The sequence below is a fragment of the Acinetobacter sp. ATCC 27244 genome (assembly GCF_000156555.1).
Lineage (GTDB): Bacteria > Pseudomonadota > Gammaproteobacteria > Pseudomonadales > Moraxellaceae > Acinetobacter > Acinetobacter haemolyticus.
In genome coordinates this window covers 14,822-33,420 of the sequence record NZ_GG665949.1, presented here as the reverse complement: position 1 = coordinate 33,420, position 18,599 = coordinate 14,822, and the positions used below count along the sequence as shown (strand labels likewise).

Sequence of the window (18,599 nt, the reverse complement as noted above, 5' to 3'; positions counted from 1 at the left end):
TTTGCCATGAAAATTTTATCCATTCGACTAAAAAATCTGGCATCTCTTGCAGGTGAGCATTTTATTGATTTTGAAAGTGAGCCTTTAGCACATGCTGGATTGATTGCCATTATCGGAAAAACGGGTGCAGGTAAATCCACCATTTTAGATGCGATGTGTCTTGCCCTATTTAATAAAATTCCGAGACTCAAAGACAGTGATGGCAAATTGTTAGATGTAGATGGTTCAGAATTGTTAACCAACTCTCCTCTCACTGTATTACGTCGTGGTACTGGTCATGGATTTGCTGAGCTGTGCTTTGTCGCACAGGATCAAAAACATTATTTAGCACGTTGGGAAATTAAACGTGCCCGTGAAAATGCCAATGGTAAATTACAAAGTGTACAACGCTCATTGAAATGCCTCACCGATGGCGTGGTTGTCGCAGATAAAACCAAAGCCGTCGAAACGCACATTCAACAAATTACGCAGCTCAGTTTTGAACAATTTACGCGTGCGGTGCTTTTGGCACAATCCGAAGTAACCGCTTTTTTAAAAGCACGTGATAATGAACGTGGTGAACTCTTAGAGTACCTCACCAACTCAAGTATTTTTGCCAAAATTGGGCAATTGGCTTTTGAAAAAACCAAAGAAGTTCGCTTACAACGAGAAAAATTAGAAAGTGTTTTAGGTCATATTGAAATTCGTTCTGATGAAGAAATCGCTGAGTTACAACAGCAATTCCAACAGTTACAACAACACGTGCAACAACTTGAAAATGAAAAAAATCAATTCAGACAACAACAGCAGTGGTTTGAACAACGCGATAAAATCAATAAAGACATAGCGTTAAAAAAACAAGACTATGATCTGCAACTTAAAGCGCAAGAAAACATCGCCAAAGATCGCCAATTACTGAGTCAATTAGAAACGTTTGCTGAGATACGCCCTATTGTTTTTCAACAACAACAGTTGCAAAAAACTTTGCAACAACTCGCGCCACAAATTCAACAAAAACATCATGAATTTAGCACTTTAACTACTCAATTTGAGCAACAAAAAACGCTTTATACACAAGTAGAAACAACACTCAATCAATTTCAAGATTTCGAGCAAAAGCATCAAACTGAACTGACACAAGTACGCAAGTTTGTGCAAGAACGTGACTATATTGCTGAAGAATATAAGAAAACCAAAATTCGACTGACTCAATTGGAAAGTCAGCAGCAACCACTCATCGAGCAACAACAACAGCTTGAACAAAGCATTCGAAACTTGAGTGCGCAACATACGGCTTGCTTAGAACAGTTAAAACACAGTGCCCAATACACGCCTTTGGATAAAGGCTTAAATGCCCATATTCAACAACTCAAGCAATTTATTCAGCAATATCAAAAAGTAGAAAACACGTTAGGCTCTATTCAACAAGCACAGACTCAACTTGAGCAAGATCAAAACACATTCAACAATTTAGTTATTCAATTTGGCGTAACCCAACAAATTGAACAGCGTATTGAGCAACAGTCGAAACTAAAAGAAACCCAACAAATTCGCATCAATCAATTGGATGCAATTCAACAAAAACTTCAGCATTATTTTGAATTAAAAAATGAAGTGCTTACGCAGCAAAACAAATTTGAAGCTCTACAAAAGCAAGTTCAACAGCTAGAACAATGCAGCAAAAAAACTGAACAAGATTATCACGCTGCTAAAACTGAACGTGAGAAACTACAACTGGTTTTGCAACAACAACGTCTATTACATGCTGAAAATATTGAACATCTACGTGCTGAACTCAAGCACGGTGAAGCCTGCCTTGTCTGTGGCAGTACTGAACATCCTTATCGTGATGACGAGAGCCAAATCTCTAAAACATTATATGCCTTACAGCAACAACAAGAACAGCAAGCGATTCAACAGGAACAACAGCTTTTCCAACTTTGGCAAAAAGCTCAACAACAATTCACCCAAAGCCATACTGAACACAATCAATTGCAACAGCAGTTGCAGCAATTGCATGACAAATTAAAAACCCACGATCAACTGTTACAGCAACATTTATCACAGTTGAATATTCAACTCGATTTCAATCTCACTGAGCATGACCTAAATGAAAATAGCATCAAGGCTAAGATGCAAACATTCGTTTTAGAAGCATCACAGACTCAACAGCAGCTTGAAAAGGAATTACAACAACTTAACCAAGCCAATAAAGATCAGCATGTGCTTCATCAAAACATTCAAAATACGCTTCATCAACTTCAGACCGTAGAGCACTTACAGCAACAGATTCAACATATCGTAGACTGTCTCAATGCTGACGATAAAATGGCTTGGTCAAAACAAGGTTTGTCATTCTCACAACACGTATTACACGCATTGCAACAACGTAGCCAACAACTAGAGCATGCAGAATCGCTCATCAAACAAAAAGACCAAATTGATCAGCAGTTGAATGTATTAAAGACCAATTTGGCAGGACTCACTACGCAACAAGCAGAGTGCGCGCAACAATTAAAAGACATCGAAATTAAAGGCAAACAAAATACGGATGCTGCTAATCAACTGATTATAACGATGACAGGTTCAGCTGAAATCAAAGCCAATGAATGGTTACAACAGCATGATCAACAACGTCAGCAATTACAGAACCAGTATCAGCAGTTAAAGCAAAGTTTTGAACAAGCTCGTCATAATTATGAGCAGCAGAAAAATGTGCTCGAACAACTCAAAGCACAACAGAAACAGAATCATGATTCTCTTGAACGATGTAAAACTGAAATCACCAATTGGTTAGCTCAGCAGCAAAATTTTGCAGAAGATCAACTCAGCGAATTACTTGCGATTTCATCAGCTCAAGAACAACAGATTAGAAATGCAATACAACAAGCGGATCGTGCTTTGAGTGAAGCAAATTCTGCACTGAAAACCATGCAAGAACAGTTGAATGTACATCTTCAATCAGAACCCAATATTCAGATTGAACAACTCACTGAATTGATAAATGCCAATCAAGAAATTTTGCAACAGACAACAGAGCAACGTGATCAACTTAAACTTCAATTGGAAGTGCATCAACAAAATTTAGCCAAACAAAAACAGTTTGTGGATCAGATTCAACAGATCCAGCAACAAGAACATCGCTGGAATAAAATTTCTAGCCTTATTGGCGACTCAAAAGGTAAAGAATTCCGTGATTTAGCTCAGCAATATAATCTCGACATTTTGCTTGAATATGCCAATCAACAACTGGCGATGCTTTCTCAGCGCTATACCTTAAAACGTTTGGATAATTCGCTGAGTCTTGCAATTATTGACCATGATATGGATGGTGAAACCCGTTCAGTTGCTTCTTTATCTGGCGGAGAATCTTTCCTCACTGCCCTCGCCATTTCATTGGCGATTGCCAATATGGCATCAGGTTCGATGAAAATCGAATCGCTGTTTATTGATGAGGGCTTTGGCACCTTGGATGCATCATCCTTACATATGGTGATGAATGCGCTGGATCAACTGCAAAGCCAAGGACGTAAAGTCATTTTAATCTCGCACATTCAGGAAATGCATGAACGTATCCCTGTACAGATTCAGGTACAACCCATTGGTTCAGGTTCAAGTCGGATTGAAGTGGTGGGGTGAAAATAACAACCTTAATGGAAATTAAAGAAATGCAACATGATAACTTATTCAAATTAATATCTATCTTTAAACGTATGTCTGATCAAGAACTTACTGAATATGTTTGTTTACACAACTTAGAAACGGAATTATATGCTGTACTATGCGCAAATTTTTTTAATCCGTCTTCCTCAAATGAAGATCATACTTATTTCAAAAAATTGACAATAGAATTATTACTTGAAGAATCTCCTCTCACCCGTTGTAAGTGGTTTTCTTCAATTAAACAAGCGATTGATCAACATGATTTAGAATTTAGCTAGTTACAATTTCTGAGTAAAATTATGAGTTAACTAATTTTATGATGGTTGAATTATCCTGCAAAACAAACCGAATGAATATCAATAAAGCTGTTATTTTCGATCTTGATCAAACTTTACTCGATAGAACAACATCTCTGATCAATTTTTTAACTTGGCAAACGAATTACTTTCGATTAGTTCCTAATCAAATCAAACAACAATTTATCCAACGCTTTCTTGATATGGACGATAATGGCAAAGTTTGGAAAGATGTTGTTTATGAGAACTTAACTCAAGAGTTTATGATCAAACATATTTCTAAAGAGCAACTATTAGAAAGTTATATCAATGATTTCAATAAATTTTCATGTTGTTTCAGAAATGTTGAAGAAACGATTCTTGATCTTAAACAAAAAGGTTATTTAATTGGATTAGTCTCTAACGGGAAAACACCATTTCAAGAACATAATTTCTATGCTTTAGGTCTAACTGAATTCTTCTCAAGTATCATCGTTTCTGAGGCTGTAGGACTTCGAAAACCAGATCCCACAATTTTTCTACTATCTTGCAAGCAGCTTGGTGTTCATCCACAAGACTGTATCTTTGTCGGAGATAATGAATTAGCAGACATACAAGGCGCCAAGGCTGTCGGAATGAAAACTATTTTCTTTCATCCCAATTCAGAAGTTAAATCAATAATTTCTGACGCTAACCTACATGATTACGAAAATTTCAGTGAGATTTTAGAGCATTTAAAATTGTGATTGCACTCAACTCTTACTTGAATAATCCCTCTTCCCAAACAGTGCTGTACCTACTCTCACCATGGTTGAACCCGCAGCAATCGCAGCATCCAAATCGGCAGACATACCCATACTCAATGTATCCCAATCTTGCTGTTGTGCATGTAATGATTTGACTTGATCAAATAAAGTTTTAGCATCAGCAAATGCAGCAACGTTATCAGGTGCTGGAATCACCATCAAACCACGTAAACGTAAATTTGGTAGTCGGCTGATTTGCTCTACTAATTCAGCGACCTCATTTGGTTCACAACCATCTTTAGAGTCTTGTCCGTCAATGTTAACTTGAAGACAAATATTCAAAGCTTGCTGACCATCTAAACGCTGATTAGACAATCGCTCTGCAATAATGAGGCGATCTACGCCATGTACCCAATCAAACTTTTCAGCTAAATGTTTAGTTTTATTCCGTTGAACATGCCCGATAAAATGCCATTCAATTTCTAAATCTTGCAGTTCCTCAATTTTTCCCAACGCCTCTTGAAGATAATTTTCACCAAAACTACGTTGCCCAGCTAGATACAGCTCTCGCAAACTTTGACTCGGATGTGTCTTTGATACAGCTAACAATTGTACAGATTTTAGATCACGCTGAACGTGCTGGCAGGCTTGTTCTATTTGCATTAGTACGTGTTGGCGTTGTTGTTGGAGTAAATTCATTGACACAGTTCTCATTCACGACATCTTTTTTTGTATAACCACAATCAGAAGTCTTGGTAAGCTTCGGGGAAAGTCTTATATTATTCTACAAAATAATGAATTACTTTTGATTGTTTCGGGGAAATTATGGATATCACAGAATTACTCGCCTTTTCAGTAAAAAATGGTGCATCGGATTTACACCTTTCGGCGGGAATGCCACCTATGATTCGTGTAGATGGTGAGGTTCGCCGAATTAATCTACCAGCTCTAGAGCATAAAGATGTCCATCGTCTTGTTTATGACATCATGAACGATAAGCAACGTCGTGATTTTGAGGAAGATCTTGAAACTGACTTCTCTTTTGAAGTACCCAATATCGCACGTTTCCGTGTCAACGCATTCAACCAAAACCGTGGTGCGGGTGCCGTATTCCGTACCATTCCATCCAAAGTTTTAACCATGGAAGACTTGGGTTTAGGCACAATTTTCAAAGAAATTTGTGATTATCCGCGAGGAATCGTATTGGTCACTGGACCTACAGGTTCGGGTAAATCGACAACTCTCGCAGCAATGATTGATTACATCAATGAAAATCGTTACGACCATATCCTAACGGTTGAAGATCCAATCGAATTTGTACACCAATCAAAAAAATGCCTGATTAACCAACGTGAAGTGCATCGTGATACCCATGGTTTTAACGAAGCATTACGTTCTGCACTGCGTGAAGACCCTGACATTATTCTGGTCGGTGAGATGCGTGACTTAGAGACCATTCGCCTTGCACTCACCGCAGCGGAAACAGGTCACCTTGTATTTGGTACACTGCATACCACCTCAGCAGCAAAAACCATTGACCGTGTGATCGACGTATTCCCAGCCGAGGAAAAAGACATGGTTCGTGCCATGCTCTCAGAATCATTACAAGCGGTAATTTCTCAAACCTTATTGAAAAAGAATGGCGGCGGTCGTGTGGCAGCACATGAAATCATGATCGGGATTCCTGCGATCCGTAACCTCGTCCGTGAAAACAAAGTCGCACAAATGTATTCTGCGATCCAAACAGGAGCGAACTATGGCATGACGACTTTAGATCAAAGTCTAAAAAGTCTGGTATCTAAAGGTCTTATTAGTCCACAAACCGCACGTACAGTTGCAAAGCAACCAGAATCATTCCTATAAAAAATATAAAACAGATTAGAGAAAACATATGGATTTTAATGATTTACTCAATTTGATGATTCAACAAAACGCATCTGATTTATTTATCACTGCGGATGTTGAACCATCTATGAAAATTAACGGGCAAATTGTGCCTGTTTCTAAAACCAAATTATCTGCTGAAATTGTGGGGCAACTTGTCAATTCAATTATGAGTGACAAGCAACGTAAAGAATTTGCAGATACACGTGAGTGTAACTTCGCAATTACTAACCGTGAAAAAACAGCGCGTTTTCGTGTCAGTGCTTTTCAGCAACGCGATATGCCTGGGATGATTTTACGTAAAATCGAAACTCATATTCCGAGTATGGACGATTTAAAACTGCCTGAAGTACTCAAAGAACTTGCCATGACCAAACGTGGAATTATTATCTTTGTTGGCGCAACAGGTACAGGTAAATCTACTTCCCTCGCTTCAATGATTGGTTATCGTAATCACAATTCCAAAGGACACATTATCACCATCGAAGATCCGATTGAATTTGTGCATCAACATGCGGGGTGTATCGTCACGCAACGTGAAGTCGGGATTGATACTGAATCTTTTGAAGTTGCATTAAAAAATACACTTCGTCAGGCACCAGATGTTATTTTGATTGGTGAGATTCGTTCACGCGAAACCATGGACTATGCGATCGCCTTTGCTGAAACAGGTCACTTGGTCTTGGCAACGCTTCACGCCAACAATGCCAACCAAGCCCTAGATCGTATTATTCACTTCTTCGAAGCCGATCGTCATAGCCAGTTGTATATGGATCTGTCACTTAATTTAAAGGCATTGGTCGCGCAACAATTGATCCCAACACCTGATGGAAATTCACGTCGTGCTGCGATTGAAATTTTGATCAATACTCCTTTATTGGCTGACTATATTCGTAAAGGTGAAATTCATGAGATTAAAGATCTGATGAAACGCTCTCGTGAATTGGGTATGCAAACCTTTGACCAAGCCCTATTTGACCTCTATAAAGCGGGACAAATCACTTACAAAGATGCATTAAAGCACGCAGACTCACCAAACGACTTGCGTCTCACCATTAAGCTTTCTGAAGAAGGCGCAGATCAACTACTGAATGCGAGCCGTAACATTACCTTTGATGGTCAATAATTAGACATAAAAAAGGAAGGTTTTTGTAACCTTCCTTTTTTAATTGTTCATGTTTAGTGAACTCATTCATTTTTAACGAAATTAAGCTTATTTTTTACGATAAGCCTCTTGGCATTCACTATCATTACAATAGCCATAAAGATTTAAAGAATGTCCAGTGAGCGTGAAACCGTGCTGATCAGCAACCGCATGCTGCTCTCTTTCGATAATATCATTAGTAAATTCAATCACTTTATTACAGTTCAAGCACACTAAATGATCATGATGATCTTCTTGCATGATCTCAAAAACAGAATGATTATTTTCAAAATGGTGACGCTGAATAATCCCAGCAGCTTCAAATTGTGTTAACACTCGGTAAACCGTTGCTAAACCTACGTCTTCACCTTGTTCAAGCAAAGTTTTATAAATATCTTCTGCACTTAAATGGTGTTGTTTTGAATTTTCTAATAATTCCAAAATCTTAATACGAGGAAGGGTGACTTTAAGTCCAGCTTTGCGTAAGTCTTGATTGGAAATAGGCATGAAAAAAGGTCTCTCAACAAATCTTAAGTTGGAATAGGAAATAGAGTTTAGATGCAGTATGATCTATCCTTGGATCAAATGCATCATCATTTATCAGGATAGTGTAGCAAAATGCAAAAAATCATGCTGACGTTATTCGTCACTTCAGTACTAAGCGGTTGTTCAGTCTTCGGTGTTTATAAAGTTGACATTCCACAAGGAACGCCCTTAACCAAGGCACAAGCAGCACAAGTACAGGTCGGCATGAGCTTTCAGCAAGTCCGTTTCTTGTTAGGCAGTCCAACAATTTCAGACCCTCTGAATCCGCAACGTTGGGACTACATCTACAACTATATCCCAGGCACTTATGCAAAAAAAGCAAAAATTCCTGCTGCGCATGGACAACATCTACAAATTTACTTTGATGCAAACGGTAATGTTGAACGAATCGAAGGTTTAGATACCATCCCAGAATCACAACCTGGTCTACCAGCATCGAAAGAAGCGATCTTAACTGCACCTCCACTATAACGGCTTCACCATAAAATAAAACCCCTCATCGAATCATTCATGAGGGGTTTTATTTATCAGCTTGATTGCTTGAAACGATTGCCTTTTATAAATCGCCCCACGGGATTCTGTGCTGCACGTTTACGCCGAATATCTTTGGGGTTGATCGTTAATGCCCTATAGATTTCTACGCGGTCACCGACTTGTAATAATGTGCTTGTTTCAGCCTTCACGCCAAAAATGCCAAGTTGCAAAGGTTCAGGTAAGACAACTGCATGAGCCAGTTCACTTTTCTCAATTGCATCGATTGCAGTCATTCCATCTGTGAAATCGACTGCAATATGAAATTGCTGCTCTGGTGTCGCATATGCAACCCAAACCTGTCTAAGCTGTTCCATTATATAATTTGCCCAATGACTGCAATCATGGCGATAACAATAGAGATCGGCAATACTAAACGTACTGCTATACGCCATAAATTATAAAATAGCTCATTACTAAATCCCATTGCTTTACGTAGATGGCTAATCTTCATCACCCAACCAGCGAAAACAGCGTAAATCAAACAAATTACTAAGCCCCATAGCATCAACCCAAGATTAAAGAACTGCTGTAATTGTGGCACAAACCAAACGGCAATCGCTGCAATAATGACTGCCCATTGGATGACTAAAGCAAGTTGGCGCTGTGCCAATTGTTCTTTAGCGAGTTGTATCAGCAACGCAGAGGAAACGATAGCTGCCAATACCCAAACTAAAGCAGGGATTTGTGCTTGAACTGAGAAAAATCCAAATGCAATAACTGCTAATAATTGTGCGATCCAAATAGGTAATACAGCAGTGGTCGCAGCAGATTGTTTCTTCACTTCAGACAAACTACTTTGCCAATACAAGCCCAAGCCCAAGCCACTTGCCACTAAAGCAAGAACAGTTGCATTGCCCCACTCTTTGAACTCAACACTCGTCCAATACCATGCTGGTAGCTCAGTCCCCACTACGTTTGCAAGGATAAATGCTGCAACCACACTAAGCGCGGTCAATGCAAGTAACCATTGACGAGGAACAAAAGAAAGGCCAAATGCAATTACAGCCAAAATAGCAAAAATGATTTGGCTTGAAAGCTCCGCTGCAACGTGTTGATTGACCACACCACTTGCTGTCGTTAAAACACTACCTGCAAAGAATGGAACAAAAACAACTGCTAACCATCCAACAACACGCCATCGTGGTGAAGCATCTGCGTCACGTGTTAATGCGGAGAGTGCCTGTAATGCAGTTGTTTGTGATCTTTTTGCTAAAGCAATCTCTAAATAACCAATCGGCAATGCTAATAAAAACATTGTTCCTAACCATAACAGCCAAAAATCCAGTTGACGATCAATCTGGATACCCACTGTAGGCGCTAATGTGGTAATCATGACAAAAGATAAGCAAAACGCCATCACTGGAGCAAACCAGCGTGACAGAGTTGTGTCCTGCATAATGCAATCCTTGAAAAATCTTTGAACTCATTGCAGTTCTTTATGGAGCTTACAATGAAATATTCAATCTATTTTGCCTTTCTCAAGCTTGAAAATCAAAACAAAAGATATCGAAAGAAAAAGCAAACCACCTTAACGATGATTTGCTGCGCATGATTTATTATTAGATTTAATTAGCCCCCTTATTTTCACTCATATTGGCCTTTTTATTTTTCTCTCATTAAGGGGGCCTTTGTTATTATCTTATTGTTATGAGAAAAAACGAGCAAACCAGTTTTTGCCTTTTTTCTTTTCATTTTCCTTAATAATTCCAAGCATATTTTCCTTTACGGCCCCCACATAATCGGCATCATCATGACGAATATGATTGATTAACCATTTAGATAAAGCCTCATGCAGCTCAGCTTCAATTTCATGCCCCAATTCAAAGCGCTCTCGATATACTTCTATCTTTTTGATAAATAAATCATGTACGCGTTTATGTGGTACACGATATTTATAATTCGCTTCTTCTTGTAAGCTTTCTTCGAAAGTAAAATGAGACTGCGTATAATCAATAATATTATTGAGAACTTCTTTAATTTTTACGCGATCATTGCAATGCTTTAACTCATCGATTTGATTAATATAATCAAGGATACGACGATGCTGCTCATCAATGACTTCTATACCTGTATTATAATCCACAGACCATTTCATCCCCATAATCCCCCAAAATCAATGTTATTGATTGAATAAGAACATAATATCGGCAAAATATAAAATAAAAACAAAGCATTTTTGTCAGATTTCATATATTTTTCAATTAAATAAATTAACCCCTTGTTTTATATTTATTTTAATTTTTTCACCAATTAAAACACTCAAGTATTTTTTAACCAGTTATGTTACATATCTATATAATTTTATTAAAAAAACTAACTAAATTACTCGGTTATAACCGAGTAATAAATATCAAATCACTCAAATAAATGGTGATTAATAAAGATCTGCTTTGGTTATTCGTTTTAATGCTGGATTTTCAGCTTCACGGATAAGTCTATCCACACGTGTTAAAGCATGTTTAATCGGTTTACCATGCTGAAATAAAATCATTTCACCTGCTTGAAATGCTGTCCATGTTTCATTATGGGTCAACGGTTCAGTGGTAATCACCGCAACTCGATCCTCAGGGGTCGTCACCTCACTAAAATCCACTTCAACATCTAAATCAATCAAATGTGCATTTTGAAAAGGATATTCACGTACCAGCCAATGAAGTTTAGTGGTTGCATAACTAAACAATGCCTGTCCGTTGGACAAGCAAAAATTAAAAGTCCCATGTTCAGCAATTTGAGGCGAAATACGCTCTAAGAGCACAAACAAGTCCTCTAAACTTGGCTCAGTATATCCAAAGGTCTCAACCATTTGATCCAATAAATAACAAAACGCAAGTTCACTATCGGTATTTCCTACGGGTTCAAACCGACCACTCAAATGAGGATTAAAATCATACAAATCCCCATTATGAGCAAAAATCCAATGTCTCCCCCATAGCTCTCGCAAAAAGGGATGTGAATTTTCTAATGTGATTTTGCCTTGTGTCGCTTTACGAATATGCGCAATCACGTTACGTGATTTTATTGGATAGTTTCGAACCAAGTCGGCTATCGGCGATTCGACTGCCGACTGATTATCTACGAACAAGCGGCATGCTTTATCTTCAAAAAAAGCGATACCGAAGCCATCACTATGATCAGACGTCACCCCAGCTCGTTGAGAAAATCCACGAAATGAAAAAGTGATATCTGTGGGTGTGGCGCAATTCATTCCTAATAGTTGGCACATATCTTTTTAACTTTATAACATCTACACCTATTGTGCATGAGGTATAGATCGCTTGTAAATCTGAATATGTGCTCACTATAGGATTGAGAGCGATATGCACTTATCGTTGCACCATCTTGTTCATAACGAAAGACGTTGCAATCTTATTCACCTCTAAAAATACAAAATAATCTAAGCATTTAAAATGTTCATCATAAAATGCTTCTTTAGAAAGCTTAGATTGCATCCCCAAATAGGTTTGGAACAGTTTCGGCATACGCTCGTCTTGCGGAAAACTAAAATCTGGGCGTTCAGGCTCAAATGCTCGTTTAGAACGGATATCAATTGTTTGATGATCTGCCAGTTGTTGAATTTGACGATGGGTGTAATAGGCACGAGCTGTATTGTCTTCGAGATGGATACTTACACAACCCATCAAATATTTTGCACGCATCGACCAAAGCACCTTTGGCACCAGATTTAGCCACAAAGTCGATAATGCTTTACCAGAACGAAACTTTGGGTGGACACACGTTCGCCCAATTTCCAAGACACTTGGTAGATGAGACAAATGAGGAACGATTTCAAATTCTTGAGCACTATAGCTTTGCCCAATCTCATAGCCTTGGAATAGTTTTAGTCGCGTATAAGCAACAATTTCACCCGTCCATTTTTCACGTAATACCGCGTGTTCACAACCAAAATCATAAAGATCTTGATCCAATCCATCTTCAAATGACATGCCAAATTGATGGCTAAATTGTGTTGCTCTAAAACGTTGTACTTCTTGTAATTCTTTTAAATTATCAACCCATTCAAATCGAAATTGATTTTGAGCTGGTTTTTGACGCAATGGTAGAGTCAGTGTATGACGGTATTGGTTTAATTTTTCTAGCATAATGAAAGCTCCTTATGACTAGAATTACCTTAAATCGTATTAATGACACTTTAGTGAATGAAAAATGAAGAGATGATGACTTAAATCCGAGAGAAAATTCTCATTAAGTATTCACCATCGCAAAGGCGGCATGAATGCCGCCCATTTGGTTACCTTGAAAAATAATAAAATTCTTATACACAAGATATTTATTCTTACATAAGTGGTTATATAAACCTTTCAGAAATCAATGTTTCGCCCGATTGGTAATCAAAGTCCCGACCCCATGATCTGTGAAGATTTCCAAAAGCGTTGCATGCGGTACACGTCCATCTACAATATGAGCACTCACAACTCCACCTTTGACCGCATCTAATGCACAGCCTACTTTAGGAATCATACCACCATAAATCACACCTGTTTCAATCAAGCGATCAACTTCTTGTGTGGTTAATCCAGTCAATAAGTTTTTATTTTCATCCAATACCCCTGTGATATTGGTCAATAAAATCAGCTTTTCTGCACTTAGCGCTTCAGCCACTTTACCTGCAACTAAATCAGCATTGATATTGTAGGTATTTCCCTCTTCATCCACCCCTAAAGGTGCAATCACGGGAATAAAATCACCTTGCGTAAACATTTCTAATACATCTGTTTTTACACCAGTGACTTCACCTACCATCCCTAAATCGATTTGAGAAACTGAGCCATCCGCTTCCTGTTTTTCCATCAACAACTTACGGGCACGCAGTAAATTACCATCTTTACCAGTCAAACCAATCGCACGACCACCATGCTGATTAATCAAGTTCACAATCGATTTATTTACGCTGCCACCTAACACCATTTCAACAACTTCCATCGTTGCTTGGTCAGTCACACGCATTCCATCAATACGATCAGATTCTTGTCCAAGACGCTTTAACAGCGAGTCAACTTGAGGTCCACCACCATGCACGACGATAGGATTTAATCCAACAGTCTTCAACAACACAATGTCACGAGCAAATGAACTTTCCAACTCTGGATCAGTCATGGCATTTCCGCCATATTTAACGACCAACGTTTTACCAGCAAAGCGTTGGATATACGGCAAAGCTTCAATCAAAATTTTTGCTTTATCAATGCCGATATGCTCGTATGGCATGAATCTCTCCTTCTTAAGACTGTGCGAGTTCTTGTGCAATTTGTGGATATTGATCCTGCAACATAGAAATAAACTTCTGGCGAATTTCAACTAACCGATCTGGATGATCTGCATCAAAACGAACGGTAAAGTATTCACCTGTATTGGATGCTCGAATAATGCCAAAACCATCGTCAAAATCAAGCCTTACCCCATCAATTTTACTTAATCGTGCGGCCAAACGATTACTGATAATCTCAATATTATTTAAAACTTGTTGCGGTGAAGCATTGTGTGTGCTGATGTAAATATCTTCTGTGCAATAACGTTCTGGAAAAGCAGCCAATAACTCAGATAAACATCTTGCCTGAGATTGACCCAAATATTCCATCACTCGTAATGCTGCATATAATCCATCATCATAGCCAAAACCACGTCCATCATTAAAGACATAATGGCCTGCGTATTCTCCACCAAATACAGCATTACCATTCGATTGTGACAAATATGAGCGCAGGAAGCTGCTACCTGTACGGATCATTTTAGCTTGTCCGTTAAGTTGTTCCACCGTATCTGCCACCATCCGAGAACACTTTACATCGAAAACAATTTCTTTATGCGGATGCTGCTGCAAACACATCTGAGCAAATAACGACAATAAGCGATCAGGACTAATAATGTGTGCTTGCTCATCAAGTAACACCACACGATCCCCATCACCATCCAATGCAATCCCTAGATCCGCATTTTCAGAAATAATCGCCTGCTGTAATTGTTTTAAATGCTCAGCATGTGATGGATCTGGTGCATGATCAGGAAAGTGTCCATTTGCCTCACAACGCAGCGCAATAACATCACATCCTAACTTCTCTAATACAGACTTCGCGCAACGACCAGCAGAGCCATGTAACCCATCTAAAACAATTTTCAGAGGCTTCGATAGATGAATATCGCTTAGCAAGGCTTGTTGATATTGTAAACAATACTGAGGAATGATCTTATGCAGTTGATCTAAGTTTTGGATTTCGATGATCTGATCTGTGAAGCCTTCGGCGTATAAACCGACTTGTTGTATCGCTTCAGGGCTTGGCGGCTCGCCTTTTAAAATCCATTTAATGCCATTGTCAGATTTAGGGTTATGACTGGCCGTCACCATAATGCCATTACCTGCATAATCACGTGCAATATAATACATCATCGGTGTTGAACAACAGCCGATATTGATTACTTCCAATCCCTGATGCTCAAATATTTGCTGGATAATATTGGCATAGGTTGGACTAGTTAAACGCGCATCGTACCCTATTACGATTTGCTTTTGGCCAGCTTCGGTATATTGTGCTGCCAAAGCTACAGCAATTGAACGAATAATCGTGGGGGTAAGATTAGTCAGTTTTCCACGGATATCATAAGCACGAAAAATATTCAGAGGAAATTTATGTTTTATGTTCACAATAAGTCCCTATTTTTATATATCAAAATTATTGCAGAAACAAAATACTATTAAGAAATTCACTAACCCTTGTTGAGAAAAATTAAAATAGTTGGTCAGCTGCTTTGTAATACAAAACTACAGAACAATCAATATGAAAAATGCAATGCTTTTGGACAAAGCATTGCATTTTAAGTGATAAGTACGACAAATTACTGTTGGCCTGTATGACCGAAACCACCCGCGCCTCGTTCGGTCGCAACAAATTCATTCACTTGTTCAAATTCAGCCTGTACGACTGGAACCAGTACGTATTGTGCTAAACGTTCACCGGGCTCTAAACGGAAAGTCGTCTGCCCACGATTCCAGACAGATACCATCAGTTCACCTTGATAGTCAGAATCAATTAAACCGACCAAGTTCCCTAAAACAATACCATGCTTATGACCCAAGCCTGAACGCGGTAAAATTAGACCTGCAAAGTTTGGATCTTCAATATAAATTGCCAATCCAGTTTTAACTAAAACCGTTTCTCCCGCAGCAATCTCAATCGCTTCATCCAAACATGCACGTAAATCTAAACCAGCTGAACCATGAGTTGCGTATGCTGGCATTGCCCACTCTTGACCTAAACGCGCATCTAATACTTTAACTTGGACTTTCATTCCATCTTCCTATTTACAATTTTCTAACGTTTCAATAAAGCTTTTAAGTTGGCAAGATACTGCTGTGCTTGCTCTTTTGGATCTACATTCGGAGCAAGTTTCTTTTTACGCCCATGCCATTCCAAATCATCTTGGGGCAATTCATCCAAGAAACGACTTGGCGTCATTTGACGCATTTGACCACCATTTTTACGTTGCTCTGCCAAGGTCAAGGTTAAGCCTTGACGGGCACGGGTAATCCCCACGTACATCAAACGGCGCTCTTCTTCAATAGTTTCTGAAGCAATCGAGTTCTTATGCGGTAGAAGCTCTTCTTCTAAACCGATCATATAAACATATGGAAATTCCAAACCTTTGGCTGCATGGAGCGTTAATAAGTTGACCTTATCCGTATCTTCCTCTTCCTGCTGTTGCTCCAACATATCGAGCAACACCAGTTTGCGAATCACACTCTCGATGTTCTTCTCATCTACGTCATCAGTACGATTAATCAAATTTTGAATACTGGTATAGAGACTTTCAATATTGTCGATTTTGGTTTTTTCTTGTGCAGGGGTTGCCGCCTGCTCACGAACGTAATCAATATAGCCAGCTTCATTGATCATCTGACGAACTTTAGGAACTGGCTCATCATCATCGAGAAGTTCACGGGTGAAAGTTGCAATAAAATCAGCAAACTCGTGTAATTGTGTCGCAGCTTTCTTTGGTAAGACCATCGACAAACGCTGATCTGATGAAGCCGTTAACAACGATAAAGTATTTTCTTGCGCAAATAATCCCAGCTTTTCTAAAGTGACAGGACCAATTGCACGTTTTGGCGTATTAATGATACGTAAAAATGCACTATCGTCCTCAGGGTTAATGATTAAGCGTAAATAGCTCATCACATCTTTAATTTCAGCTCGAGCAAAGAATGACTGACCACCAGACAATTTATATGGGATCTGCATTTGACGTAGTTGTGTTTCTAATACACGTGCTTGGAAATTACCACGATACAAAATTGCGTAGTCTTTCCAGTTTTTGCCATTCATCAACTTATGCGTGATCAAATCTTTCACAACGCGTTCTGCTTCATCATCATCATTTAAACACGTGATGACACGAATATTTTCGCCATGCCCTTTGTCACTCCATAACTTTTTATCAAAGATATGAGGGTTGTTTTCGATTACAGCATTCGCCGCTTTTAAAATTCGACTGGTAGAACGATAGTTTTGTTCAAGCTTAATCACTTTTAAATTATGGAAGTCATCTTTCAATAACGCCATATTTTCAGGTTTTGCACCACGCCATGCATAAATAGATTGGTCATCATCACCTACCGCCGTGAACTGCCCCATGACACCGACTAAAAGTTTCACTAAGGTATATTGGGCAGTATTGGTATCTTGATACTCATCGACCAGTAAGTAACGAACACGATTCTGCCATTTATCACGAACTTCGGCATTTTCCTGAAGCAAGCGCGTTGGCATCACGATCAAATCATCGAAATCAACAGCATTGTATGCACGAAGATTACGTTCATATAATTGATACAGATGCGCAAGCTGTACATCTTCTACAGTTTCACAAGTTGAATGTGCTTGCTCTGGCAAGATCAGATCATTTTTCCAATCTGAAATTTTCTTCATGGCCTTCGCAATCAATTCTTTACTTTCTGCACCAGACATATTGTCTCGCTGCATCAAGTCCATCAAAATGCGTTTACAGTCATCTGCATCTAAAATAGAAAAATTAGCTTTAAGTGGTAAGTTTTTTAATTCTAAACGTAATAAATTCAAGCCAAAGGTATGAAAGGTTGAAACTGATAATCCTTTGGCTTCTTCACGCGACAGTAGTTTACCCACACGTTCTTTCATTTCACGTGCAGCTTTATTGGTAAAGGTCATCGCTGTAATTCGATAAGCAGGGATTCCACACTGTTGCACTAAAAAAGCAATTTTGCGTGTAATCACTGAAGTTTTACCCGAACCTGCACCTGCAAGCACCAACAATGGCCCCTGAACATACTTCATGGCTTCAAGTTGTTTGTCATTCAATTGACTGGCAGATGACATCTTGTAATTCCTCTCTCGTTTCCGAGCCTGATTTTCCGAGCACAATTATAGACATCTCTTTTTTATAATCCCAATAATAAATCTTGGGATATGTATAAATTATGATGATTCATCCAATTGAAGCGCCGCAGCTTGTCGTCGGTATTTTTTTCACATAAAAAAACCACCCGAAGCTCTTTCTAGTAGAAAGTGTATAAAATCAAAGAAAAATGTAATTATAACCTTTAATATCAATTTGTTATCTTACATTTTTCTTTTTATATATGTATAAAATAAATATACAAAAGCTGTGATCCTTTCCAAGACTACAATTGATCTAGAATTTTTTTAATAGCTAACACAAATCCAGTTTTAAATAATGGTCGTTCATTCTCATCTTTTACAGCGCCATACTTTGAGACTGTCCAACCAAGTTGTGCCATTTTATTCTCGTCAATAGCATCTTTTAAAGCTTCAATATCAC

Annotated in this window: 18 protein-coding genes; 6 read left to right on the top strand and 12 right to left on the bottom strand. The window is 38.6% G+C overall.

The window, feature by feature from the left end; all coding sequences use genetic code 11:
• The first annotated feature begins 6 nt into the window (after positions 1 to 6).
• From HMPREF0023_RS00140 to HMPREF0023_RS00130, 3 genes are all read left to right on the top strand, one after another.
• Positions 7 to 3,618: an AAA family ATPase gene (locus HMPREF0023_RS00140; protein WP_008940860.1), complete on the top strand. Its 3,612-nt coding sequence runs from the start codon at positions 7 to 9 to the stop codon at positions 3,616 to 3,618.
• Positions 3,619 to 3,632: 14 nt separating this feature from the next.
• Entirely contained in the window at positions 3,633 to 3,920 is a 288-nt protein-coding gene (locus HMPREF0023_RS00135) for a hypothetical protein (RefSeq protein WP_008940859.1), read from the top strand.
• A gap of 71 nt (positions 3,921 to 3,991) precedes the next feature.
• Positions 3,992 to 4,663, top strand: coding sequence for an HAD family hydrolase (locus tag HMPREF0023_RS00130; protein ID WP_008940858.1), 672 nt, complete (start codon positions 3,992 to 3,994; stop codon positions 4,661 to 4,663).
• Between the two features lie 6 nt (positions 4,664 to 4,669).
• Here the strand turns inward: HMPREF0023_RS00130 and HMPREF0023_RS00125 are convergent, their stop codons facing one another.
• Positions 4,670 to 5,362 carry a YggS family pyridoxal phosphate-dependent enzyme gene (locus HMPREF0023_RS00125; protein WP_005091345.1) on the bottom strand — a complete coding sequence of 231 codons (693 nt, stop codon included), beginning with the start codon at positions 5,360 to 5,362 and terminating at the stop codon, positions 4,670 to 4,672.
• Between the two features lie 126 nt (positions 5,363 to 5,488).
• On the opposite strand from HMPREF0023_RS00125, the gene HMPREF0023_RS00120 reads away from it, so the two are divergent.
• Both HMPREF0023_RS00120 and HMPREF0023_RS00115 read left to right on the top strand, forming a co-directional pair.
• Positions 5,489 to 6,526, top strand: coding sequence for a type IV pilus twitching motility protein PilT (locus tag HMPREF0023_RS00120; protein WP_004638216.1), 1,038 nt, complete (start codon positions 5,489 to 5,491; stop codon positions 6,524 to 6,526).
• Between the two features lie 28 nt (positions 6,527 to 6,554).
• Positions 6,555 to 7,673, top strand: a complete 1,119-nt coding sequence (locus HMPREF0023_RS00115; RefSeq protein WP_005081584.1) for a PilT/PilU family type 4a pilus ATPase — start codon at positions 6,555 to 6,557, stop codon at positions 7,671 to 7,673.
• Positions 7,674 to 7,760: 87 nt separating this feature from the next.
• Here the strand turns inward: HMPREF0023_RS00115 and fur are convergent, their stop codons facing one another.
• Positions 7,761 to 8,198 carry a ferric iron uptake transcriptional regulator gene (gene fur / locus HMPREF0023_RS00110; RefSeq protein ID WP_004638213.1) on the bottom strand — a complete coding sequence of 146 codons (438 nt, stop codon included), beginning with the start codon at positions 8,196 to 8,198 and terminating at the stop codon, positions 7,761 to 7,763.
• 111 nt (positions 8,199 to 8,309) lie between these two features.
• Here fur and HMPREF0023_RS00105 point away from each other — a divergent pair, with 111 nt between their 5' ends.
• Positions 8,310 to 8,708: an outer membrane protein assembly factor BamE gene (locus HMPREF0023_RS00105; protein ID WP_004638212.1), complete on the top strand. Its 399-nt coding sequence runs from the start codon at positions 8,310 to 8,312 to the stop codon at positions 8,706 to 8,708.
• A gap of 56 nt (positions 8,709 to 8,764) precedes the next feature.
• Here the strand turns inward: HMPREF0023_RS00105 and HMPREF0023_RS00100 are convergent, their stop codons facing one another.
• The 10 genes from HMPREF0023_RS00100 to gmtX form a co-directional block, all read right to left on the bottom strand.
• Positions 8,765 to 9,085: an RnfH family protein gene (locus HMPREF0023_RS00100; protein WP_005091348.1), complete on the bottom strand. Its 321-nt coding sequence runs from the start codon at positions 9,083 to 9,085 to the stop codon at positions 8,765 to 8,767.
• On the bottom strand, positions 9,085 to 10,167 hold the full coding sequence (locus HMPREF0023_RS00095; RefSeq protein ID WP_005091350.1) for a membrane protein: 1,083 nt from the start codon (positions 10,165 to 10,167) through the stop codon (positions 9,085 to 9,087). Before HMPREF0023_RS00095 ends, HMPREF0023_RS00100 begins: the two co-directional genes overlap by 1 nt.
• A 249-nt stretch (positions 10,168 to 10,416) precedes the next feature.
• Positions 10,417 to 10,872 (bottom strand): bacteriohemerythrin, encoded by a 456-nt coding sequence (locus HMPREF0023_RS00090; RefSeq protein WP_008940857.1) that lies wholly within the window; start codon positions 10,870 to 10,872, stop codon positions 10,417 to 10,419.
• A gap of 273 nt (positions 10,873 to 11,145) precedes the next feature.
• A complete protein-coding gene (locus tag HMPREF0023_RS00085) occupies positions 11,146 to 11,994 on the bottom strand; it encodes a class II glutamine amidotransferase (RefSeq protein ID WP_008940856.1) in 849 nt (282 codons plus the stop codon).
• A gap of 100 nt (positions 11,995 to 12,094) precedes the next feature.
• Entirely contained in the window at positions 12,095 to 12,871 is a 777-nt protein-coding gene (locus tag HMPREF0023_RS00080; RefSeq protein ID WP_005081577.1) for a GNAT family N-acetyltransferase, read from the bottom strand.
• Positions 12,872 to 13,097: 226 nt separating this feature from the next.
• Positions 13,098 to 13,997 carry an acetylglutamate kinase gene (argB, locus tag HMPREF0023_RS00075; RefSeq protein WP_005091356.1) on the bottom strand — a complete coding sequence of 300 codons (900 nt, stop codon included), beginning with the start codon at positions 13,995 to 13,997 and terminating at the stop codon, positions 13,098 to 13,100.
• A gap of 13 nt (positions 13,998 to 14,010) precedes the next feature.
• Entirely contained in the window at positions 14,011 to 15,429 is a 1,419-nt protein-coding gene (locus tag HMPREF0023_RS00070) for a phosphomannomutase/phosphoglucomutase (RefSeq protein ID WP_008940855.1), read from the bottom strand.
• Positions 15,430 to 15,620: 191 nt separating this feature from the next.
• Positions 15,621 to 16,073, bottom strand: a complete 453-nt coding sequence (gene dut / locus HMPREF0023_RS00065) for a dUTP diphosphatase (RefSeq protein WP_004638203.1) — start codon at positions 16,071 to 16,073, stop codon at positions 15,621 to 15,623.
• A gap of 23 nt (positions 16,074 to 16,096) precedes the next feature.
• The gene (gene rep, locus HMPREF0023_RS00060; protein ID WP_004638202.1) at positions 16,097 to 18,136 is read right to left on the bottom strand and encodes a DNA helicase Rep; all 2,040 of its coding nucleotides are present in this window, start codon (positions 18,134 to 18,136) and stop codon (positions 16,097 to 16,099) included.
• A 305-nt stretch (positions 18,137 to 18,441) separates the two neighbouring features.
• Positions 18,442 to 18,594, bottom strand: a complete 153-nt coding sequence (gene gmtX, locus HMPREF0023_RS17000; protein WP_267195236.1) for a gamma-mobile-trio protein GmtX — start codon at positions 18,592 to 18,594, stop codon at positions 18,442 to 18,444.
• Positions 18,595 to 18,599: the final 5 nt, after the last annotated feature.